The organism is Mesorhizobium sp. B2-4-18 (assembly GCF_006441385.1).
Taxonomy (GTDB): Bacteria; Pseudomonadota; Alphaproteobacteria; order Rhizobiales; family Rhizobiaceae; genus Mesorhizobium; species Mesorhizobium australicum.
In genome coordinates, this window is record NZ_VFUW01000009.1 from 266,378 (window position 1) to 287,004 (window position 20,627).

The 20,627-nt window shown below is 61.7% G+C and carries 22 protein-coding genes; 8 read left to right on the forward strand and 14 right to left on the reverse strand.

Going from position 1 to position 20,627, the window contains the following annotated elements; all coding sequences use genetic code 11:
* Positions 1-13: 13 nt before the first annotated feature.
* Genes FJ527_RS22245 through FJ527_RS22280 form a run of 8 tightly spaced genes read right to left on the reverse strand, consistent with a single transcriptional unit; the run spans position 14 to position 6,990 of the window.
* Positions 14-1,015, reverse strand: coding sequence for a type IV secretion system protein (locus tag FJ527_RS22245; protein WP_140620401.1), 1,002 nt, complete (start codon positions 1,013-1,015; stop codon positions 14-16).
* Positions 1,016-1,022: 7 nt separating this feature from the next.
* Complete coding sequence (locus FJ527_RS22250) at positions 1,023-1,250, reverse strand: hypothetical protein (protein WP_140620399.1); 228 nt, start codon at positions 1,248-1,250, stop codon at positions 1,023-1,025.
* Positions 1,247-1,942 (reverse strand): type IV secretion system protein, encoded by a 696-nt coding sequence (locus tag FJ527_RS22255; protein ID WP_140620397.1) that lies wholly within the window; start codon positions 1,940-1,942, stop codon positions 1,247-1,249. The genes FJ527_RS22250 and FJ527_RS22255 overlap by 4 nt, the downstream gene beginning before the upstream one ends.
* Positions 1,939-3,015, reverse strand: coding sequence for a lytic transglycosylase domain-containing protein (locus FJ527_RS22260; RefSeq protein WP_140620395.1), 1,077 nt, complete (start codon positions 3,013-3,015; stop codon positions 1,939-1,941). The genes FJ527_RS22255 and FJ527_RS22260 overlap by 4 nt, the downstream gene beginning before the upstream one ends.
* On the reverse strand, positions 3,012-5,426 hold the full coding sequence (locus FJ527_RS22265) for a VirB4 family type IV secretion system protein (protein WP_140620393.1): 2,415 nt from the start codon (positions 5,424-5,426) through the stop codon (positions 3,012-3,014). Before FJ527_RS22265 ends, FJ527_RS22260 begins: the two co-directional genes overlap by 4 nt.
* 2 nt (positions 5,427-5,428) lie before the next feature.
* Entirely contained in the window at positions 5,429-5,728 is a 300-nt protein-coding gene (locus tag FJ527_RS22270; RefSeq protein WP_140620392.1) for a VirB3 family type IV secretion system protein, read from the reverse strand.
* Between the two features lie 3 nt (positions 5,729-5,731).
* Entirely contained in the window at positions 5,732-6,070 is a 339-nt protein-coding gene (locus FJ527_RS22275; RefSeq protein ID WP_140620390.1) for a TrbC/VirB2 family protein, read from the reverse strand.
* Between the two features lie 11 nt (positions 6,071-6,081).
* A complete protein-coding gene (locus FJ527_RS22280; RefSeq protein ID WP_140620388.1) occupies positions 6,082-6,990 on the reverse strand; it encodes a lytic transglycosylase domain-containing protein in 909 nt (302 codons plus the stop codon).
* Positions 6,991-7,138: 148 nt separating this feature from the next.
* Here FJ527_RS22280 and FJ527_RS22285 point away from each other — a divergent pair, with 148 nt between their 5' ends.
* The 3 genes from FJ527_RS22285 (at position 7,139) to FJ527_RS22295 (ending at position 8,987) form a co-directional block, all read left to right on the forward strand.
* Positions 7,139-7,753 (forward strand): hypothetical protein, encoded by a 615-nt coding sequence (locus FJ527_RS22285; protein WP_140620386.1) that lies wholly within the window; start codon positions 7,139-7,141, stop codon positions 7,751-7,753.
* Positions 7,750-8,283 (forward strand): thermonuclease family protein, encoded by a 534-nt coding sequence (locus tag FJ527_RS22290; RefSeq protein ID WP_140620385.1) that lies wholly within the window; start codon positions 7,750-7,752, stop codon positions 8,281-8,283. Before FJ527_RS22285 ends, FJ527_RS22290 begins: the two co-directional genes overlap by 4 nt.
* Before the next feature lie 164 nt (positions 8,284-8,447).
* The gene (locus FJ527_RS22295) at positions 8,448-8,987 is read left to right on the forward strand and encodes a thermonuclease family protein (RefSeq protein ID WP_224643157.1); all 540 of its coding nucleotides are present in this window, start codon (positions 8,448-8,450) and stop codon (positions 8,985-8,987) included.
* 121 nt (positions 8,988-9,108) lie between these two features.
* Here the strand turns inward: FJ527_RS22295 and FJ527_RS22300 are convergent, their stop codons facing one another.
* Together FJ527_RS22300 and FJ527_RS22305 are read right to left on the reverse strand one after the other, a co-directional pair.
* Positions 9,109-9,603, reverse strand: coding sequence for a hypothetical protein (locus FJ527_RS22300; protein ID WP_140620381.1), 495 nt, complete (start codon positions 9,601-9,603; stop codon positions 9,109-9,111).
* 291 nt (positions 9,604-9,894) lie between these two features.
* Positions 9,895-10,119 (reverse strand): hypothetical protein, encoded by a 225-nt coding sequence (locus tag FJ527_RS22305; RefSeq protein WP_224682167.1) that lies wholly within the window; start codon positions 10,117-10,119, stop codon positions 9,895-9,897.
* 237 nt (positions 10,120-10,356) lie between these two features.
* Here FJ527_RS22305 and FJ527_RS29710 point away from each other — a divergent pair, with 237 nt between their 5' ends.
* Both FJ527_RS29710 and FJ527_RS22315 read left to right on the forward strand, forming a co-directional pair.
* Positions 10,357-10,752, forward strand: a complete 396-nt coding sequence (locus FJ527_RS29710) for a hypothetical protein (RefSeq protein ID WP_246677772.1) — start codon at positions 10,357-10,359, stop codon at positions 10,750-10,752.
* Positions 10,753-11,279: 527 nt separating this feature from the next.
* Complete coding sequence (locus tag FJ527_RS22315; protein ID WP_140620377.1) at positions 11,280-11,546, forward strand: hypothetical protein; 267 nt, start codon at positions 11,280-11,282, stop codon at positions 11,544-11,546.
* A gap of 181 nt (positions 11,547-11,727) precedes the next feature.
* Here the strand turns inward: FJ527_RS22315 and FJ527_RS22320 are convergent, their stop codons facing one another.
* From FJ527_RS22320 to FJ527_RS29395, 4 genes are all read right to left on the reverse strand, one after another.
* Positions 11,728-12,198 carry a hypothetical protein gene (locus FJ527_RS22320; protein WP_140620375.1) on the reverse strand — a complete coding sequence of 157 codons (471 nt, stop codon included), beginning with the start codon at positions 12,196-12,198 and terminating at the stop codon, positions 11,728-11,730.
* A gap of 290 nt (positions 12,199-12,488) precedes the next feature.
* Positions 12,489-15,959: an AAA family ATPase gene (locus tag FJ527_RS22325; protein ID WP_140620373.1), complete on the reverse strand. Its 3,471-nt coding sequence runs from the start codon at positions 15,957-15,959 to the stop codon at positions 12,489-12,491.
* Positions 15,956-17,215, reverse strand: a complete 1,260-nt coding sequence (locus FJ527_RS22330; protein ID WP_140620371.1) for a DNA repair exonuclease — start codon at positions 17,213-17,215, stop codon at positions 15,956-15,958. Before FJ527_RS22330 ends, FJ527_RS22325 begins: the two co-directional genes overlap by 4 nt.
* 286 nt (positions 17,216-17,501) lie before the next feature.
* Complete coding sequence (locus FJ527_RS29395; RefSeq protein ID WP_181166445.1) at positions 17,502-18,011, reverse strand: hypothetical protein; 510 nt, start codon at positions 18,009-18,011, stop codon at positions 17,502-17,504.
* Here FJ527_RS29395 and FJ527_RS22335 point away from each other — a divergent pair.
* From FJ527_RS22335 to FJ527_RS22345, 3 genes are all read left to right on the forward strand, one after another.
* The gene (locus FJ527_RS22335) at positions 17,962-18,720 is read left to right on the forward strand and encodes an SDR family oxidoreductase (RefSeq protein WP_246677778.1); all 759 of its coding nucleotides are present in this window, start codon (positions 17,962-17,964) and stop codon (positions 18,718-18,720) included. The two genes, FJ527_RS29395 and FJ527_RS22335, sit on opposite strands and share 50 nt — an antisense overlap.
* Positions 18,717-19,511, forward strand: a complete 795-nt coding sequence (locus FJ527_RS22340) for a FadR/GntR family transcriptional regulator (RefSeq protein ID WP_181166440.1) — start codon at positions 18,717-18,719, stop codon at positions 19,509-19,511. The genes FJ527_RS22335 and FJ527_RS22340 overlap by 4 nt, the downstream gene beginning before the upstream one ends.
* 82 nt (positions 19,512-19,593) lie before the next feature.
* A complete protein-coding gene (locus FJ527_RS22345) occupies positions 19,594-20,598 on the forward strand; it encodes a substrate-binding domain-containing protein (protein WP_246677773.1) in 1,005 nt (334 codons plus the stop codon).
* The last annotated feature ends 29 nt before the right edge of the window (positions 20,599-20,627 follow it).

Genomic DNA, 20,627 nt, shown 5'->3' on the forward strand with positions numbered 1-20,627 from the left:
TTGCGTTTTGGTGTTACCGCGTCTGTGCATTGGCGGTGATGGCGCGCTGCATGGCCTCGCGCGACGGCGTTTGAGGGCTGCGCAATCGGGCCTGCACACGATTGATAGCGGCCTGCATCTGTGTGGCCGAGCCGGCAACAGCGGCGCGCCCCGAAAGGACGCCGCGGCCGGTAAGGGCTCGCGAACGCTGACCAACCGGCATCGCGAGCCCGCCGACAATGCCTTGCGCCAGCGACTGGATCTGCAAGAGAACGAAACTGCCGGCCAGGCACAACATCACCAAGGCTGCAAGGTCGCTGAGCTTCAGCTCGCGATTGCCCGAGATCTGGTTGATCTTGGTCAGTTCCGGCGCCATCGCCGCGATCAGGAAGGCGGCGATCACGTAGACGAACAACGGGATCAGTGCGTAGAGCAGCGACTGGTTCAACCATCCCATCGCGTAGTTGCGCGTCACATCAAAGAACATGCAGGCGATGAAGATCGGCGCGGTGCCAAGCAGAACCCACAGGATCACCTTGGCCAGGACCAGGATGCCCAGCGCCACGGAGACGAACAGCCCGGCAAAGGCCATGATGATCATGCCGATCAAGGCCGGCAGCACGGAGAAATAGCCGGCCTGCTCGGCAAATGTGGACGCTGCCAGATTGGCGGTCTGCCAGATCTCCGAGAGGCCGTTGCTGGGTTCCGTCACCCCTGTGCCCGATGCGGCCAGTATTGCCCGCCCCGCCGCCTCCGGGACTTTTGTGATCCAGGCATAGACGAGAGCCTGGAAGTGCGACCAGGTGCTGACCAGAACGAGGATCACCATGACGCGGGCGACGCGGCCCACGATCTCGGCAGCGCTGAGCCTCGACGTTCCCAGCACCAATTGCACTCCGTAGAAGAGCACGACCAGCATGAACAGCAGCCGAAGCAGTGGCTCGATGTCCCTGCTCAGAACCTCGAACGCACGCTCGGAGAAATTCTCGCCCGAAGCATCGATGCGCTGCAGCAGTTCGCCGATGAAATTATCCACGTCAGCCCTATTCCGTTCGAGAGGGAAAATCGCCGCCGATCATTGCCCATGCCGCCGCTCTGTCGGGGTTGACCGGCCGCATCGGCCCGCACTCAAGGTGGGTGGCTTGTGCCGCGTAGCTCATCACGGCGGCCGGCCGTTTGCAGGGCGCGGATTTTTCCTTGGGCGTGGCGCACCCGGCAAGCAGCAGCGCCACGACGCTAAGCGCGATCGGTTCGTGCCGGCCTCGTGTCATTCGTAGGTCAGCGCCTTCTTGGTGTTTGAAATATCAGTTAACCTGCGCTGGTTCTCCGCCTGCAGCGCCTGGACGGCACCATTCATGACGCCGATCATCTCGTTCAGGGTCAGTCCGGTCTGCACCTGCAATTGTGTGTTCTGGTCAATCGAGCCTTTGATGTCCTGAGCCTGGCCGATCCCCTGCCCGGCTCGCTCAAGCGCGGCACGCCGCGTTGCGACAGCCTGTCGCGAGCCAGTGATCAGAGCCGACACGCCGAGCACCGTCTTGACCATCTCCTCGTACGATTTGTCGCTCGCCAGAGAACTTTGCTGTTTGCCAGAAAGCGATTTCACCAGTTGCATGCCGTTGATGAAGGTCGTCGCGGCCTTGGCGATCTCCGGACCCATGGAGCCAAAATCCGGAACGCCATTTTGAAGCACGCTGTCGAAGGAAGGCACCGAGGAGACGCTGAAACCATTGCCGATCGCCAAGTCCTTGAGCGAGCCGACGTCGCTGCCGCGGTTGCCGGTAACTGCCTGCAGGGTCTTTTCGACGGTGGTCAGAATATCCCTGTTGGTGTCCAGGATTCTCGCGGCCTTGTCGGCGGTGTCCTTGGCGACGGCATAGTTCGTCCTGTCGATCACCGGAATGTCGGCTTTGGCCGAGGTGACCATCACGGTCGCGGCGACCAGCACAAGAGCACGTTTCATTGGAGACCTCCTTGTTGCGGGTTGAAGAACAGCTCGACCTCTTGCTCGAGCTCGTGGACGCAGGCTTGCGCTTGCCGGCTCCAGACCAGACCGACGCGCGCATCGCAAAATCCGCCTGTCGGCGGCTGGTCGTCGGGCTTCGGACGGCCACCCGAACGGCTGGCGCCTGAAAGGTCGCTCAGCGTCACCGCGTTGCTCGAGTTGACCAGGTCTGCGAAACTGGCGCCCAGTTGGATCAGCCGGTTGAGCATTTCGACATTGGCGTTGCGGGCGCCTGAATTCTTGTCCCAGCTGTCTTGAACCGTGCCGGTGGCAGCCGAGCCGAATTGCTCAAACCAGGACGCCACATCGTTTGAGCCGTCGCCGACCGCACTGGTCAGTCCCATGGCGTCCAGCGTTGCGGTACGCATGCCCTGGAAGGCGGCACCCGTTCCGCCATAGTTCAATGGAATGCCCGACTTGTCCGAGCCGCCAAAGGCCGGCAGCCACTTTTGCGTTATCGCCGCGACATAGCCCTGCGTTTCTCTGAAGGGCGGGATGCCGCCGTACTTTTCGACGCTGCCGGCACCTGCATTGTATGCGGCCAGTGCAAGCGAGGCGTTTCCGTTGAAGCGTTCGAGCTGCTGCTTAAAGTAACGCGCGCCGCCACGCAGATTCTGCTCGACGCTGTTTGCGTCAACGCCAAGCTCCGCCGCCGTTCCCGGCATCAGCTGCGCCAGCCCGATGGCGCCAGCGCTCGATCTTGCACAGGGGTTAAACCTGCTCTCCTGGTAGACCAGGGCCAGAAACTGGTTCTCGTCGACGCCCTCCTCGCGGGCCACCCGCCGGACGAGGCCGGCGATGGTTGGGTTGACGTTGGCGGCGGCAACCGGATCGTCCTTGCGGCCCGGCCGATACATCGCGCATGTGATGCTTTGATCGACGCTGTAGCGATCGCGATCGGCCTTCTCGATTGCCGTGACATTGCCGTTGCGGTCCTTTCGCCTTTCGAGCACCGAGCCGTCGATGGTCACCACATCGGCTGCCGAGGGCGAGGCAAGAAGCAGCAAAAGCAGGGGGAGACGCCGGATCATGTCGATTGCCTCCAACCGCAGAATTCCGCCAGCCAGAGTGCCGGATCATCACCCAGTCGCGCCCGCAGGGCTGCGCATGCCTCGATCGTTTCCTTGCGGCCCGACAGCACTTTGAGGATGTCAGGCATGGTCGAGAGATCAAGTCGGGCAATGACGGAATCGTTGCCGTGCTTGATCAGGAACGTCCGCCGCTCCGGTGGCGTGTTCCTGACAAAGGCGAACTCCTTGGCCGTCAGCCCGAAGCGGCCGACATAGCTCTCCTCATCGGCGCGCGGATTTGGAAAGTGCAGGTTGGTGGAGGACTGCTCGATGAGGGTGTGCGATTGTGGTGCCTTGGCGATGTCGGCCGCCGACTGCGTGCCGAACCCGACGATCCCGTTCAGCTTGCGGATCGTCTTCATCTTGTCGACGATATAGCCGGAGAAGGTCTTGTCCTGCAGAAGCTTCCAGCCCTCGTCCATGAAGATCAGGACCGGATTGCCGGTGAGCAGCTCATCGAGGCGGTGGTAAAGGTACATCAGTGCAGGCGTGCGCACCTCGGCATTGTCCAACACATGCGTCATATCGAAACCGAAGATGCGGCTGCCGGAGAAGGACAGGACATCGCGCGGCGCATTGAACAACCAGGCCCTCTCCCCCTCGAACCATGGCCTGAGGCGTGATTGGAGGTCGTTGGCGTCGGAGCGCGATCGCCCCATCAGCAGAGCCGAGAGGTTGGCGAAGGTGCGCTGCTGCGCCGGCACCTGGCAAATGCGCGCGATCGCGCCTTCCAGCGTATGCTCTTCCTCCTGCGAGAAGCCGCGGCCGTCGGCGGGTTGCAGCATCGCCTTGACCAGCCGCAGCAGGAATTCGCGGTTGGCCGGCGTATTGTCCATCTGCAGCGGATTGAAGCCGGTGGCGACGCCGGGCTCCAGCACTTCATAGGTTCCACCGACGGCGCGAATGAAGATCTCGGCGCCGCGATCCTTGTCGAAGAAGACCGCACGCGGCTCTGGCGAGATGCGAAGCGCCTGCGCGAGCAGGAAGCTCAGCACCACGGTCTTGCCGGATCCGGTCGGCCCGGTGACCAGGAAGTGGCCGATGTCGCGCTGGTGGAAGTTGAACCAGTAGGGTGTCTGCGAGGTTGTCTCAAGCAGCGCGACCGGCAAGCCCCAGTGATTTCCCGTGGCCGTGCCGGTGGCGAAATTGTGCATCGACGAAAAGCCGGCGAAATTCGCGCTCGACAGCATGGAAGAACGGGCGATGTAGCTGTGGTTGCCTGGCAGCTGCGCCCAGAATGAGGCCTCCATATTGAGGTCTTCGCGCAGCCAGTTGATGTTCATGTCGGTGAGGCAGGCGCCGAGTTCCGAGACGGATTTGTCGACGCCGGCAAGGTCGTGCGCCAGACACAGGAGGCTGAAATGATGATAGCCGAACACGGCCTCCTGGTTGACGAGGCTGTTGAAGGCAGAATCGATGTCGGTCTCGACCGTGCTGCCGGCTTCGTCGGACGCCTGGATCTGCCGCTGCAATCTTGCGATCCGTTCTTGCGCGATCGGCTTGTCGGCGATGGTGAAAGATTGCGTCAGGATGAATTCGTGATTGAGCTGCAGCAGCCCGTCCAGCATGCCCGGTCCTGAAAAAGGCGGGTATTCCTTGATCGAGAGCATGGCGCCGAAGCGGTGGTCAGCCGTCGTCGGACCCTGCGCCTGTAGCGTCCTTTTGGAAAAGTGCAGCCGCGAGGTGCCGATATAGTTGCGGATCGCCATGCGCGGCAGCCGCATGGGGGCAGACGTCCCGCAGGTCAGAAGCGTGTTGAAGAACCCGCACGGCTCCGAATAGGGCTGGCCGTCGCGGTAGACGATGCCAAGCGGCCGGGCTCCATATTTCTGCAGGTCGCGTGCGACAGTGGAGACAATTTCCTCCAACTCGTTGATGCGCTCGAGCACCTGCTGTTTCTGGCTGTCCCTGTCACGCGTCCGGCTGAACACGGCAGAAAGGCTATCGGCTACGCCCAGCGCACCACGCATGCGGGAGCGAACGATGGTGAGGTACAGCTCGTTTGTGAACATGCGGCGCTGCTTGAGCTCGGCCATGTAGCGTGTGTTGAGGAGAGCGCAGAACGGATCCGAGAAAGAACCGCCGATCTCTGGAATGACTTGCCTGCGAATGACGGTCGACCACAGCGAAAACCTGCTCGAGCCTAGGGCCCGGATCATGGTGTTCTGCACGCTGGCCCGCATGTTGAGTTCGGCCTGGTCCTCGGTCTGGAAGAACAAGCCATCGAGCTTGATGACGCTGAGCAGCGCCCCGCTTTCTAGACCGATCACCGTGTTGGCGAGGTGGCGCATGTAGGGCACGTGCATGGCCATTGGTCTGTCGCGGCGCCGTTGGCGTCCGAAGCCCAGTTCTTCGGCGACAATGTTGAGCATGATCAGGGCCCGTAGGAATTGGTTTGCCAAAAGGTCCTGTTTGGCGTGCGCGGTGTGCGGCGCCCCGCGGTCTGGACCAGATCGAGGATGCGCACGTCACGGCTGCAGAGCGCGAACAGGGCGAGATAGGTGACAGGCGCGATTGCGGCTGCCCAGAAACTGCTGGTCACCAGGAACGCGATGAGCGTGATGCCGAGGATGAGGTAGAAGGCGCTGAGCGGGACTCCCCACATCATCGGCGGCCGGGTGAGCCCGATGACCAGCGGTGTCAGTTGCGGCCTGTCGTCAGAATGATCGCTCATGGCTCAGTTGCCGACAGCCGATATCATCTGGTCGACGATCGCCGGCGCGCCGAACACCAGCCCGATGCCGATCACCACGGCGCCCGCGGTGAACCAGGAGAGGCGTCCGGCGAAGGCCAGAAAGCCAAGCCCGATGACGGCGATGATGGCGAGCAGCCGTCCGAATGGGCCGGTTATGAAATCGACGATCATTTGCACCGCGGTTTCGAGCGGTGCAAATGCGCCGGAGGTCTGCGCCAACGCCGGCTCGGCAATGGCGCACAGCGATACGCCAAGGACCAGGGCGGTGCCTGCAATTCGAAATGCCCGTGTCCGTCGAGCGTTCGAGAGGGCTCGCTTCATGTCTTCCTCCGTCAAAATTGCAGGACGCCGCCGACCCACTGCCGCGGCTTGCCTTTAGAGTTCGCTCCGATGAGAGGAGGCGCCTTGCCGGTGTCGGCAGGATCAGCTGCTATGCCGCTGCCGGCCTGCCGCCTGAGCGGCGGCAGCTTCAGCTGCCGATTGATGACGTCGGCGACGAACCGGACCGTCTCCGGGAAGGGTGGCACGCCGTCATATTGAAGGATTCTCGCCTCGCCGGCGTTGTAGGCGGCGGCAACGATCAGCGGGTTGCGATAGGTGGCAAACAGATCCCGCAGCAGCCGCACGCCGCCGTCGATGTTTTCGGCCGGATCACAGATGTCGCTGACGCCGAAATGGGCTGCCGTCGACGGCATCAATTGCATCGGGCCACGCGCCCCTTTTGGAGAGTTCCGGCTGTGGTCGAGGCGGCTTTCAGACATCGCGACTGCAAGTGCGAAATCGCGATCGACGCCATACCTGGATGCAGCCTGCGCCACGAGCCGTGCGATCTCTTCCGAATTGAGGGGTGATGGCCCGCATTCAGCGTCGCCGGGAAGTCCGTTGTTAGCCGACGCGAAGTCAAATTGACTATGATCGATGGAGCGCGATGCGCTCGCCGTCTGCCCCGGCGGCGCCACATCCACGTCATTGCGCGTGGGGGCTTGGGTTTGACGAAGTCTGCCTTGGCCATCGAGCACATACTCTCCTGCCCTCTCCGCCCAGCGGCTATGGAAAACGCTGTCGATTATGCCGGCCTCTCCCGCGCTGACCGCCGAGACCGTTGAATTGCGCGGCGGCTGGCGCAGGTCGCGGTTTTCCGCCGCGCTGCTTGCGGAGTATGCCGACGGCCAACTCAGGAGGGCCGAACTCAGCAGCAGGAGCAGCCGCCGGTTTGCCAATATGAACAATGGAGAAACCATCGCAAGTTTCCACGCCGGTGGGTCGAAGTTTCGATAAATCGGTAGCTGACGGAAAAAAGAATGTCAAATCGATATTGTTTTTTGTTGCGCAAAGGATCCGTAATTGGCAAGCTGGATCGAAACGAGATGCTATTTGGGAGTGTCAAATATGAGAGCCAGCGTCGGCGGCAGCTTCGTCCTTTGCCTGGCGTCATTGGTGCCGGCCATCGCGGCCGAACCCGTCGATCAGGCCTACATCAGGTCACTCGCCGCGCCGGGAAAGACGGTCCTGGTCGTCGAATACTACGATGGCCAGGGAAGCATTGCCGAGCGCAAGGGCTTCGCTTCGACGAGCGGCTTCAAGGCCGTCTCGCCGATCGACTTCCGCGTCGATTCAAAAACCGTACTCCGCCTCTATGGCATCGAGCCCTGCGAGGGCGATCTGGTCAACCGCCGCGAGGATTTCTCCGGCACCTGCGCCGACTATGCCAGGAAGGGACTGGAGACGCTGTTGCAATCGCCAAAGGTGATCTTCTGCCGGGCCTTCGTCAGCGAGGCGAATGCGCCGCTTCAGGATGCGACCTGCTACGGCTACTACAATTACCCCGGCAGCCTCGACACGGTGGACATGTTCGAGGAGCAGCTGGTTTCGGTTGGTAGCCACCGGGTGGCAAGGAACCCTGACGGCACTGCGGTGCGCAAGGATCTCGCAGAAGCAGAAAAGATCGGTCGCGGCGGTTATGGCATGTGGGCCGATCCCAGGATGAAGGCGCAAGCGCAATGAGGACCGTTCGTATTCTCCTGGCCGGTGCGCTCGCCGCAGGCCCGGCAGGCGCCGCGCCGCCCGGATATTTCGACCTGCGACCGGGCGTGACGCTCGAGACTGGCGATAGTTGGGTCGAAGCCGGCACCAAGTATCGTCTATACGGCACCCAGGCGTGCCTTCGCGGAACTTTCTACACCGATGCCGCCGGCCGCCGTGCCGATTGTGGCGAGGCTTCGCTCGCGGTGTTCGGCGCCCTGATCGCCGACACCAGGCCTGAATGCGCCCCTGTGCTGAGGGTCGGCGACACCGTGCATGTTGCCTGTTTCGTCATGATCGAGGGCGATCGGCTTGATCTCGGCAATCTCATGATCACAAGCGGCTTTGCCTTCGCGGCCCTGCGTGCCGACGGATTGCCCTACCACGCCGGCTACGCCGTCGCCGAGCAGGCGGCGCGCGCCAGACACGCCGGGCTGTGGCAGTTCAAGGACGTCCAGCATCCGGCGATCCTGCTTGGTCAGGCTGCCGGCGCAAAAGCGTCGCGGCCATGACCGCGAGGCATTTGCTTTGGGCGCTGACCGCGCTGGCTTGCTCTTGCCTCCCCTCTCCTTCGCCCGGCGCCGATATCGCCAGAGCGGCTGGGAGCGGGCAAAGTGGTGAGCCTGCTTCCCTGACCGCTGGGCGATCTTCAAAGGCGATTGCGGGACGGGCCAGCGTGATCGACGGCCGCACCTTGTGGTTTCCTCGATCGGCTCAAAAAGTTCGCCTTGCCGGCATCGACAGTTGCGAATTGCCGCAATGGGCCTTCGATGCCAAGCGGCGCGGCGAAAGTGCTGTTCTGAAGCCGGTTCCGTGCGGGGCCTTGGCAAAAGCCTGGCTGAAGCGGATGGTCGGCGACAGACAAGTTGTCTGTCTCCTAGGCGAGTTCCCTGATCGCGACGGTGCCCTCAAAGGCAGGTGTGTCGCCGACGGGCACGACCTTGCCGTGGAGATGCTGCGCGTCGGCTGGGCGCGGGTGGAGACCGGCTCCCCGGTCCACTCGCACTATTTGAAATGGCAACGCTACGCCATGTCGGCGCGCTATGGAATGTGGTCTACATACGTCCTCGACATGGACGAGTGGCGCGCCAAGGCCATCGACAGTAGTTTGGCGCGAAGGCCAGTTGCAGATTCCAATCTAATCGCCGAGCGCAAATATGAGATCACGCCGCCTTTTGTGGACGCCAGAAGGCGCGCTTCCAGCTCGGTTCGGTAGCGCCGAGCCCTCGCAAGTTCGCAACAGCCAAAGTCGCCGCTCTAGATGTGACGCCCACCCACCGGGCACAGTCGAACGGCCACTGACGCGATGAGTACGGCCTCTGGATCACATCAGAGAGTCACGGGTCTTTTCTCCGCAGTAAATCAGCAATGCCCGACTGGAATTCCATGACACTGGCTTTGACTTCGTCGACCTCCGCAGGTCGCAAATGCGTCTTCCGCGCCAGGATTGCAGCAATCAGATAAAGAATTTTCTGCTCGGCCTCGCAGCTTTCAACAGGCTTGCGCTGGACCAGTCGGCGCCACGCAGATCGTTCAAGAGGCCGGCTTACGACCAGAGCCAGCCAGGCGGCAGCCGACAGCAGGCTGAAACGGCTGGCGCACCGTTTCCGGGAGAACCTCTCAACGGCGGCCACGAGGCGCCGGTGGCGTGCGATGCAACGTGCCATCCCGATGGCAGGATTCCCGATTTTGGCGCGGCCGACGTCCGAAGCGGTTGGCGAAACCCGCTCAACGCCCCTGAACGGGTCGCGCTGGGTGGCCGTGTTCCCACTGTGCTCTTGTCCCGTCATTCTTCCCGTCGACCTGAACAGATTGGCACCAGAAGCGATCATCGTGGCCGACATTCCTGTGAAATGAATTTCCTCGCATGCCGGCTTTGGATCTGCTCCGGCCGAAATCGGATGAAAGACATTCTTCCTCCGGGCTCGGCGTCGGTGAAGGATAGCGCAGTCACTCCCGGCGCTGTACTAAAGTTAGATGAAATGGCGTTAAGCGCCGGAAACATGTTGTTCGTGCATTAAGTATTCAGGCCTGTCCGCCACCTGTCTCGCCTCCAGTGAGGCGGCTCGGGGACGTTGCACATCGACTGTGTCGGAACGGGGACATTCGTTCTCAAACAGAGTTCAAGACTGGAGTCTGTTGCCCAGTTTTGAGAAGACCGTGCACCAGAAGCGATAGTCCTCCTCGCGCCCGTCGAAGTTCGCAGTCAGCGCGCACCATGCCGCGGCGGTCGCCGCGTCCGGGCCGTAGAGTTCGACCGCAGCCTCTACCGTCGCTGCTGGATCCGCCAATTCCCAGAGCGTCAATTCGCTGTAGCTGGCGGCGAAATCAGAGTGGATTTTTGGCATGCCAAAGGCCTCCCGCGGATCGGTCCGGCAGGGGCAGCGGTGCGCTGCGGGCCGGACGTTGGGGAACCCACCTGGAGTGAGCCACGATCCCGAGCGGTTACGCTCAGACACTCGCCGTGTCGTCCCTGGCCTTCTACAGCTTCACACGGTGATCGCGGAAACTGGCGCAGATGCAATTGTTGCAGAGCCTTCCTATAAAGACAACCGGTCTGCGCGCGCTGACTTGTGACTGCCCTATTGGCGACCAGCGACAAGACTGGGCTTTGCCTGGCGATGCGATTGCGAGGCGTGGAAAAGGCCTTAGCCGATCGCACAATTCGCGAGGCGCTCGACAGCTTGCGCCATCTGAGATTCGAAGCGCTCTCTCATCCCAAGAGCCTGGTTAGCTTTCCGCGTGGACTGAAGCGCCTCGTCACGCGCTTGCTCATCGCTGAGCAGCCGATCGATTGCCGCGGCGAATTCAAAAGCATCGGATGTCGGCTTCGGCGCAGGGGCTGGAAATCCGGAGGAAGCCCACGAAAGCCAAGTGGCGACGCGACGATCGGACGCCCGGCGGCGAGAGCTTCCAGCGCCTTGATTGCGATCCCCACGCCGGCAATGATCGGCATGGCGACAAGACGCGCCGATGCATAATGAGGCCAGGTTCTTAACGACGCCAAGTTATTGAACCTGGTCGTGCAGGAGGCCCCTCCCGCTGCGCCATCGTATGCTCGACGGCCGCAAGGCCAGGGGCTGAACCGGGTTGCCAACAAGGCGCCGCAAAGAACTGCAAAGGGCCGACAAGCACGGCTGAGGCGATTTAGGATCAGGCCTGAGGACATCACATTCCCGCTGAGGTCCCTTGTGATCGGACTTAAGTCTGAATCGACAGACGAAAAGGTCCCACTCTCGAAAGCGCCTGGAACCAGCCTCGCTTGGGAATGTTGTCGCTACGATGGCGGGAGATTCCAACTGAACAGCAGTATTGACTGAGGCGGCGGTTGCTCGCCCCCGTCTCTATCACCGCATTCAGCGTCAAGTGTGGGCACGATCTCGTTGATAACGAGGGTGATGTAGTTAATTATTTACGCAAGGAAACGACATGAACAGATTGATTTGGATCATCGGAGCGGTAGTCGTGGTCATCGCAATCCTGAGCTTTCTTGGTCTGCGATAACGCGATGATCGTCCAGCAGGCCACCTCCCCGGCAGAGAACGACATTCCGAAGCTCAAAGCTGGACAGCCAGCGAGGCGGAGGGCTGTCGAGTCCTCCGAAGGCGGTCGGCCCGGCCTTCCTATTCCATCCGAAGAAAAGCGTTTTCGGGTCATGCTCCTGTCCCGGGAAACCGGCATCGACACCGAGCAAGCGCGGGTCCTTGTCGATAGAATCGAAATGGATGGAGCCGCGCTATTCGATGCTGCTTGGCAAACCAAGCGATTGGACTAGAGATTGAAGCTGAAGAGCAGCCCCAACCTCCCACATGGGTCTCGTGTGCCGCCAATGGCCGTCCGGTGAAGGCTCCCTCGGAAGGCAAGCCTTATGGGCCTTGCTGGCTCCGGGTGGCCGCCACCAAGCGTCATCGGCCGTCACCGTGCGCTTCACGCCGGATAGCGACGAGAATGACTAATCATTGCTTGGTCAACACGCCGGTATAGGTCTTACCGGCAAGCGCGAATGTTTCGGCCAGGGTTCCATCGGGCAGCATCTGAAAACTGACGTCCGCGCCATTCGGAAGACGGCCAAGCCTCAACGCATTCCCTACGATCTTTCCTGTGCCGGCAGCCTCACCTGGATTGTTATCGTCCAGGACGCCCCATGCGTAGTTGACGGTCACCTTCCCGTTTGAGGAAACGGACTGAACATCGAGCCTTCCTTCAGATGTGCTCTCCAACATGCCAACCCAACTGCCCGAAAAGGCGGCATACTTTGCCGGCACGTCCTTTCCAGGAGGAGTGATTGTCGGCGATTGAACCATCGTTGCCGCAGGCAGAACAGCCGGACTCGATGCTGGTTCAACAGCGACGGATTGCCGAACTTCTTGAGGTGATTGGCATGCGGCCAAGGCAAGTGCCGCGAAGACCAGCATAAGATTCCGCATCTCGTTCTCCCCGTATTGCTGGTGAAGGAGGGCAATGAAACACCTGTCCGCTTCAACCCAATCTTGCGTGCCTCGGCCCTGACCTCAAGCTCAATGAGAGCCATCGCCCATAGCAGACTATCTGGAAGCTCGCCGATGGGCCGAAGTTCCATGTCTCACTCATGCCGAACCGATGCAACACCGCCGAGCTTATTGGTCTCTGTGTTGCCCTTAGCTAAGCAGATCTCGGCCGAGCCGTGGTGCAAGCCACAACATCGCAGGCACAAGTCCGCCTTTGGCACAGGTCGATGCTATCCGAGTTCGTGGATCATCACGCCCGGCACCACCGTCTTGGCTATCTCGCACAGATGCTGGTGGTGTGTGAGGTAGATCACCTGGCCGGCATCCGCCATTTGACCAAACAACCTGAAAACCTCCTCTGAGCGGACGTGGTCGAACGTCTCCATGATGTCGTCGGCGATGAAGGGGACCGAGGGGCGAAACTGCGCGAATTCGTAATAGCCGGCAAGCCTGAGCGCCAGGTAGAGCTGAAAACGGGCGCCCTTCGAAAGCGCCTCGGTCACTTTCGACTGCCCGTCGCTTTGCAAGGCGATTAGGACTTCGCCACCTTTCACCGGTTGGGTCGTCAGCCCCGAGTAGCGCCCGCGCGTCATCAGCGCGAATGCATCGGAAGCCCGCGCCATCATCCCGGAGCGATGGCGCTCGCGGTAGGCGCGCAAGGCATTTCCGGCGGACATCACGCCCAGCTTCAATTCGATGTAGCGGACCGCCCTGTCTTCTATTTCCAGCAGGATCGTGCGTCGTTCGGCGTCTATTCGGGCGACGGCGCTGTCGCCGCCAATGGCATCGAGCTTGTCGGCGGCACGCGTCTGCCGGATCAGCTGCTGCTGGATTGCTTCGTCAAGGAGCTGAATCCGTTGCTCCCCTTCCGCTTTCTCAATCGCTATGCCTCCGAAATCGAGCGCATCGAGGATCGAGCGCGCCTGCTCGAATGTCTGAACGCCGAGTTCGGCCGCCAGCTGGTCCTCCAGTTCGGTGACTGTCGCGTGTAGACGGTCCCGCTCACGCAACTGCTCGTCGCGTTCCACCACTTCGGCAAGCGTCGTAACGCCAAAGGCGCTCAGCACCTCGTTCTTGCGGCGCTCGTGTACCGAGATCTCGGCGTCAAGGAGCTCACGGCCGTCGAGGAGGCGCTGCAGATCCGCAGCGAGATTTGCTTTCGCCTCGCGCGCGCGATCGGCATCCGCCAAGCGCTCGCCCAGCCGGATCGCCAGCTGCTCGGCGTCTTCGCCATTTGCCGGCTCGCCGGCTTCAGTTGCTGCCGCGGCGCCCTCGACCACGAAATTATCCCGGTCGGCCTGCATCTTGTCGATGCGCAGTTGCATCGCGTCGCGTTCCTGAAGGTTCCTGGCCAGCTCAGTCAGCTGGTCGAGAACGGTGCCGACGCCCGTTGCGGACAGCCCGTTCTCAAGCCAGGTGCCTCTCAGTGCCTCGACAATGCCGGCCAGCCATTCTTCTTCACGGCGCTCGGCCACGCCAACTGCCCGGCGCCGGGTGGCCAGCTCTTCCTGTCTGGCGGCGACTGTCTTGAGCGCCTCGGCATGTCTGGCGTCCACCTTGCGTTGCCGGTCCAGAAACAACTCAGCAACGCCCATGATCGTCTCAAGACTGTCGCCAGGATCCGAACCAATGCCGACGCTCTCCAGCGCCGTGGCGAGGTCCAGCCTCAGCCGTGCCTCGTCTTCGCTCGCCCGGCCGACCTTCTTGGCGGCCAGTTCGATCTCCTGCCAGGCGGCGAGCGCATCAGCGCGAGCCGAAGTGCGACGCTCGATCAGTTCGATCAGGTCCTCGAGCGATGCCTCCACACGTTCTCCAAGCAGGCCGCTGGCTGCCGCGCGCATCTGCGACGATGCGGCGTTGACCTCCATGTCGACTCGCGCAAGCTTGTCGCCGATACGCGCGATATCGGCCGCGGCTTCCGCAAGGCCGTGCGTTATGGCTCGAATATCGGCGAGCGCGCCCGCGCCAGCCAGCCTGCCTGCATTGACGTCGTCGTCGCGTTCCAACGCCGCGGCGAAGGCGTCGGCTGTTTCGCCGCTCAGCGCCGCACGATGCCTTGTCCACGCTTCGTTGCGGCTACGCCGGCTGGCGGCGGCCACCTCATCGTCGGCGACATCGACCGAGGCGCGAAGCGCGCTTAGACGCGCCGCTAGCGTTTCGTGGTTGGCCTGGAGTTCGGCGAGACGTTCGGACAGGACGGCTTTGTTCTTACCAAGCTGCGCGGCAAGCGTTTTCCAGACGCCAACCTGTCTGGCGCTCGGAACGGCGATGCAGGCCAACGCCTGCGCGTCGCCAGACCACGCATGCAAACCGCCGAGGGCGCTCTCCCATTTGACCTCGCCAGCGTCCTGCGCCTCGCGTGCCGCCTTCATGTCACCGAGGTGGCCGCTCGCCCTCGCCTTCGCCAGGGCCGCGTTCAGCCTGGCCCTGGCCGGCTCGGGCACTGCCCGCTCCTCGCCAACGCGATCTTGCGCCGCCTGCAGCGCATCGAGGGCGGCTGTGGCCTCATCACGGGCAACGCGTGCAGCAGTGGCGATCCCGGACCGTTGCTCGACCATGGCGCGAACAGCCCCTATAGTAGCGGCCGGCAACAGCAGTGCGGTGGGATCGGTCTCTGAAGACCGTCCGAGCGCGGCAAGCGAGGCCGCAACCGCATTGTCGAGGATTTGCAGGTCTATCCTGCGATTGGGAAGGTCCAGGCCCGCCGAGACGTGGCGCACCTTGCTTTCCGCCAGGCCGCGGATGCGCTCGGAGATGCCGAGGATCGCCTCGTCGACATCGACCGCGGCAATCTTTGTTTTCAGTCGCTCGACCTCATCGATATTTGCCGACAGCCGCGTTCTCAGGCTGGCATCGTCATCGATCAGTCCGGCAGCACTGCCGGTCCAGGTCCGCGCCGGTGAAGCCATGTCGGGCAGCTCGGCCAGCCGGGCGGCCTTGCGTCGGACGTCGGCTAGGATCGGACCGACGCGCAGGTACTTGGCAATGGTGCCAACCCTGGCCGACAGCAGCGATCGCTCGGCGATGGTTCGATCATATTGTTGCGCCGCCTCACGACGTTCGGCCTCCAGGCTCTCATAGGCCGAGGCCAAAGTGTCGATCTGATCCCTGCTTGATTTCAGCTCGGCAAGACGCTTCTTGAGCAGCGCAAGCTCGGTACCATGCGCCTGTTTCCGGTATAGCCCATCGGCTTCGGCTTCGAGTGCGCTCAACGTGTCGCTGGCATGTCCAAGGCCGGCACTGGCGGTAAACAGCAGCTTGCCGAGATCGCCGCGCGACTCCAGGATCGACTTGCCGCCGGCTTCCAGGGTTTCGTCGTCCAGGGAAAACATGGTCTGATAAGCATCGCGCGACAGGCCGGCCAGGTGAGCCGATATCGCCATTTCGCTCACCGGTTGGCCAATGGCGTCCAAGAGCGAGTTGCTGCGCTGTTTGGTGCGTGTGAAGGCATGCTCCGTGCCAGCCAGCTCGAGCAACCCCCCGATGCGCATGGCGCTGTACTCGTGCAGGAAATTGTAGCGGCTGCGCTCCTCGATGCCGAACAGCAGATCCAGATAGCCCGACAGCGCCGTCGACTTGCCGGCCTCGTTGAGGCCGAACACGATATGGAGGTCAGGTCCCGATTCCGGCTTGGGTCCGAAATCGATCACCTTGTCGGTGAACTTTCCGTATCGGATGAGGTCAAGGCGCAGAAGCCTCATTGCGCGCCACCTGCCTTGAGACGGGCCGTGACCAGGTCGGCGCCGCCGGCCAGGGCCTTGTCGAGGAAGAGGTCCAGCCCGGCCTCGTCCTTTCCGGCGAAGTCGCGCCCTTCGGCAGGAAGGTCTGCAATCATCTTCTGCACGAACGCCCTCGCCTCGGCCCGGAAAGCCTGCGAGCCGGCATCGGCACGCATCGACTGAGCGAGCTCCAAAATCGGGTCCGCGCCCTCCTCGGCCGTTCCGGCCCCGATCGGAGCAACATCAAGCTCCAGCTTTTCAACCCATGTGTCGCCCACCTGTTCGGCTGCCTGCTCGGCCTCGGCGAGCAGCAGGTCCCGGTCGCGGATCAGCGCCCAGGACACAGGCGACGCGCCTGTCAGGCTGAGGCGGATAACGGCATGAGGCGACCTGACGGAAGCCCGAATGGTTTCGAGCGCCGAACGGACACGCCCGACGGCCTCAGGCCATTCGACCGTACCCGTCAGGTCGACTCTCGCGCGCTCGAATTGCGCCACACTGGTCAGCCTTTCCTCGATCTCGATCGAACGGTCGTCTCGTATGGTCACCAGGGTAATGGATTTTGCGCCGGCTTCGTTGATGTCCCTGCCCTGCGGTATTCCCGGCATCACCACAGTGCTTGTTCCGGGATGGACCTGACGCAGATGAATGTGGCCGAGCGCCCAGTAATCGAAACCGTGGCCGTGCAGGTCGGCGACACTGCATGGGGCGTAGACGTCGTGACCCGGCGACCCGGCCAGGCTGGTGTGCATGATGCCGACATTGACGGCCCCCTCGCGGGCGGCCGGATATCTGGGCAGCAGGCTTTCCGGCGCCTTGGCGTTGGCAAAGCTCAAGCCATGGAACATGACCTCGAGCCCGCCGGCTTTCTGCAGCACGGATTGGGGCCGACCGCCGAAGATCGTCACGGTGTCGGGGAACACCAGCTGTTTTGATATTCGCGACAGCGCATCATGATTGCCGCGGATCTTGTAAACTGTGATGCCGGCCTGATGCAGGCGCGCCATCTGCGACGCCAGGAAGCGCGCCGTTTTCATCGACGTCTGGTCGCCATCATAGAGATCGCCGGCGATAACCAGCGCATCGACATGCTCGGCAAGACAGAGATCCACTATCGAGACGAATGCCTGGCGGCTGGCGTCGCCGACGAGTTCGGCAAGCTCGGAGTTTCGCAACGCGAGCGAACGCAGCGGCGAATCGAGATGAATATCGGCGGTGTGTACGAATCGAAATGCCATGGGCGGTCTCCGACCATGGAAGATAAAGCGTTCGACGGAGGCTTGAGAAAAAATTTTTCTATGAGGCGTGTGGTGAGATGAGCCGTTACTCACTTCGCTCTTTTACGGACGTGTTTGCCAGCCCTTGTGACATCGAGAATGCGGAAGCCCGGCAAGGCTGTCGGATTGAGTTGGTTCGAATCTGCCGCCTCTGCGCATCAACAACCTTTGTTGTATTATTGTTGTATTATTCTTGTTGTAAAGTTTTGTTGATAGACGTAATTTCTTAGCCAAGTATATGTGCTACCTAAGACGCTATGCCGATGTTGGTATTTATGTTGGTATCTGATCCTATCGGGTGTATTTCCGCCGTCTCATAAGATAAAAAGCCAACTTTCAGGATTAATTTTATTTTTAATAGCTTAGCAGCATCCGGTTCGAATCCGGAAATCGGAATCGAACCGCCGCCAGACACAGAAGCGGCTCTGCCGGGCGCGAAGCATATGGCTTCATTTCGCCTTTCGGTGGACGCAGCTTTCAACGGGCCATAATTGTCGGCAGGTCCCGGGACGCCCGCGGCCGCCCCAACTTTCTTCCAAGCGACGGCGTTCCAAATCCGAGTAAGGGATGCGAAATGACCAAGTGGACAGACCACTTCAATTTCGCTATCCCTTTCTGCGCAATCGCTGGAGGACAGCATGGAAGGCTTGATAGGTAAGGTTGCGTTGATCACCGGCGCCGGGAGGGGTATCGGCAGATTGGCTGCAATGCGGCTTGCCGGAGGCGGCGCAAGGGTTGCGTTGGTTTCGCGAAGCATGGACCAGCTCAACGATACACTGGAGCACATTGAAGCTAAGGGCGGATCCGGCATTGTCATCCCTGGCGATGTGGCATCCGCCGAATCCGTCGCCTCGATCAAAAGTGAGGTCGAAGCCCGCCTCGGATCGCCATCGATCCTGATCAACGCGGCCGGCATCTTTGGCCCTATCCAGTTGATCTGGAAAACCGATCCGGCGGCCTGGATCAACACGGTGATGATCAACACGGTCGGCCCTTACCTGACCAGCCGCGCCTTCGTCGAAGCAATGGTTCGCCAGCGCTGGGGGCGCATTCTCAATATCACCTCCGCCGCAGCGCTGCATGAGCCGGGGCCGATCAACAGCGCCTATGGCACCAGCAAGGCCGCGCTCAATCAGTTCACCCGCCATCTCGCCGCCGAGCTCGAAGGCACTGGGGTAACGGCGAATGTGATCCATCCGGGCGACGTCAAGACGGAGATGTGGGCCGATATCCGCGACGGCGTATCGGATCTCGGACCTGTCGCCGAACGCTATCACGAATGGGCGGCGTGGGTTGAGCGGACCGGTGGCGACAATCCCGAAAAGGCGAGCGAGCTCATCGAAAGACTGGTGGGTGAAAACGCCGCCCACATAAACGGGCGATTTCTCTGGATCAAAAACGGGCTACAACTGCCCATACCGAGCTGGGGCGAATTCAAGCCCGCTGAGGCATGGGAGAGCTCATGACACAACGTTCCGACAGGCCTTCGAAGCGGGCAGGCACGAAGCTGCACCCAATAGCTGAGACGCTGCAGGCCGCCAACACCGGCGTTGCCCAGGCGGTCGTCAACCGAATTCTCGACCTAGTGCGAACTGGCATGTTGCGTTCCGGAGACCGGCTGCCTTCCGAGCGCGAGCTGATCGAGATCCTCAATATCAGCCGGCCGAGTCTGCGCGAGGCGATACGAGCCCTGTCGACGCTAGGCGTGGTGGACAGCCGCCACGGCGGCGGCGCTTACATCACCAGCCTCGATGCGCGAACCCTGCTTGCGCCGCTCGACTTCTTCCTGTCACTCACACCCTCCAACCTTGCGGATGTATTCGAGAGCCGCCGCATCATCGAAATCGAGATCGCGCGCAAGGCGGCTTTCAATGCGAGCGATGCCGATGTCGAGGCGCTCAACGGCATGCTGGTGGCGCATGAGAACGTGTTGGCAGACTCTGTGGGTTTCAGAATTCTCGACGCGCAGTTTCATGCCAGGCTTTGGCAAATGTCCGGCAACACGGTTCTCGATCGCGTTGCCTACGGGCTCTATAATATGGGGCTCGATGTGCGCCGCCGCGCCACCGAGGACGTTGCCCTCATCCGCCGCAGCCTTGGCGAACATGCCAGGATAGTCCGCGCCATCGCCGATCACGACAGCACGGGTGCGGCCGAGGCGATGTCGGCGCATCTCGACCATATCGAGGAGAGCACCCGCGCGATGATCGAGTCCGATGTTGCCGCACTTTCAAGGATTTCGGCGCTGCGACGCTGACCGGAACGCGATGGGCGCTTGCGTTTACGAGAGGCCCAAGTTAGAAGTGGTCTGTCCACTTTGGAATGGGAGGAAACTTTCCATGCGCGACATTTCCCGCCGCACGTTCATGAAGAGCGCGACGGCTTTAGGCGTGATAACGGCTCTGGCGCCTGCCGCGGCCCGGGCAGCCAGCGAACCAGCCAAGATAGGCATTGTAGGCAAGGTCAAAATCCCGTGGTTCGACAACGTCGAGAAAGGCGTTCTCAAGGCCGGCAAGGATCTTGGCGTCGACGCGTCGATCATCAATCCGACGACTGACGATCCCGCCGAGCAGGTGCGGGCCATCGAGGACCTGATCGCCAAGAAGGTCGACGTGATCGGCGTCGTGCCGAATGACGGCAAGGCGCTCGAGCCCGTCCTGAAGCGGGCGCAGGGCGCCGGCATCAAGGTCATCATGAATGAATCGCCCGGCCAGAAGAATGCCGATTGGGACATCGAGCTTATCCAGGACAAGGCCTTTGGCGAGGCGCATCTCGAAGCCTTCGCCGAGGCGATCGGCGGCGAGGGCAAGTATGTCGTCTTCGTCGGCGGTCTGACGGTGGTGCAGCACAATCTGTGGGCTGATTTTGCGCTTGAACTTCAGAAGCAGAAATATCCCAAGATGCAGCAGGTCGGCGACCGCTTCGGCGTCTCCAACAGCGTAGACGACAGCTACAAGACCGCCATGGACCAGATGCAGGCAAATCCCGACCTGAAGGGGTTTCTTATCTTCGGCGCGAACGGGCCGATCGGTGCAGGCAATGCCGTCAGTGACCGCGACCAGATAGGCAACGTCATCGTCGTCGGGCCATTCATCCCGAGCCAGGGTCAGAAGCTGATGAAGTCGGGCGCCATCACCCGTGGTTTCCTTTGGAACCCGGTCGATTCAGGTTATGCGATGGTCGCGCTCGGCAAGACGGTCGCGGCCGGCACGGAGATCAAGAACGGCATCGACATCCCGGGCATGGGCCCCTGCGAGGTCGAACCCGAGAGCCATGTCATCCGGGCCAACAAGCAGATCGATCTCAATCCCAAGACCATCGACAAATGGGCCCAGGTGATCTGACGAGACAGATGGCAGAGCGAACCCACAGC

Coding starts and splice junctions, on each gene's coding strand:
- FJ527_RS22265 (WP_140620393.1), bottom strand. CDS start 5,426: ATGCTCAACATTGTCGCCGAAGAACTGGGCTTCGGACGCCAACGGCGC.
- FJ527_RS22320 (WP_140620375.1), bottom strand. CDS start 12,198: ATGCGGAATCTTATGCTGGTCTTCGCGGCACTTGCCTTGGCCGCATGC.
- FJ527_RS22250 (WP_140620399.1), bottom strand. CDS start 1,250: ATGACACGAGGCCGGCACGAACCGATCGCGCTTAGCGTCGTGGCGCTG.
- FJ527_RS22275 (WP_140620390.1), bottom strand. CDS start 6,070: ATGAAGCGAGCCCTCTCGAACGCTCGACGGACACGGGCATTTCGAATT.
- FJ527_RS22340 (WP_181166440.1), top strand. CDS start 18,717: ATGACACAACGTTCCGACAGGCCTTCGAAGCGGGCAGGCACGAAGCTG.
- FJ527_RS22290 (WP_140620385.1), top strand. CDS start 7,750: ATGAGGACCGTTCGTATTCTCCTGGCCGGTGCGCTCGCCGCAGGCCCG.
- FJ527_RS22345 (WP_246677773.1), top strand. CDS start 19,594: ATGCGCGACATTTCCCGCCGCACGTTCATGAAGAGCGCGACGGCTTTA.
- FJ527_RS22315 (WP_140620377.1), top strand. CDS start 11,280: ATGATCGTCCAGCAGGCCACCTCCCCGGCAGAGAACGACATTCCGAAG.
- FJ527_RS22325 (WP_140620373.1), bottom strand. CDS start 15,959: ATGAGGCTTCTGCGCCTTGACCTCATCCGATACGGAAAGTTCACCGAC.
- FJ527_RS22330 (WP_140620371.1), bottom strand. CDS start 17,215: ATGGCATTTCGATTCGTACACACCGCCGATATTCATCTCGATTCGCCG.
- FJ527_RS29395 (WP_181166445.1), bottom strand. CDS start 18,011: ATGCTTCGCGAAACCAACGCAACCCTTGCGCCGCCTCCGGCAAGCCGC.
- FJ527_RS22285 (WP_140620386.1), top strand. CDS start 7,139: ATGAGAGCCAGCGTCGGCGGCAGCTTCGTCCTTTGCCTGGCGTCATTG.
- FJ527_RS22255 (WP_140620397.1), bottom strand. CDS start 1,942: ATGAAACGTGCTCTTGTGCTGGTCGCCGCGACCGTGATGGTCACCTCG.
- FJ527_RS22280 (WP_140620388.1), bottom strand. CDS start 6,990: ATGGTTTCTCCATTGTTCATATTGGCAAACCGGCGGCTGCTCCTGCTG.
- FJ527_RS22305 (WP_224682167.1), bottom strand. CDS start 10,119: ATGCCAAAAATCCACTCTGATTTCGCCGCCAGCTACAGCGAATTGACG.
- FJ527_RS22335 (WP_246677778.1), top strand. CDS start 17,962: ATGCGGCTTGCCGGAGGCGGCGCAAGGGTTGCGTTGGTTTCGCGAAGC.
- FJ527_RS22270 (WP_140620392.1), bottom strand. CDS start 5,728: ATGAGCGATCATTCTGACGACAGGCCGCAACTGACACCGCTGGTCATC.
- FJ527_RS22260 (WP_140620395.1), bottom strand. CDS start 3,015: ATGATCCGGCGTCTCCCCCTGCTTTTGCTGCTTCTTGCCTCGCCCTCG.
- FJ527_RS22300 (WP_140620381.1), bottom strand. CDS start 9,603: ATGATCGCTTCTGGTGCCAATCTGTTCAGGTCGACGGGAAGAATGACG.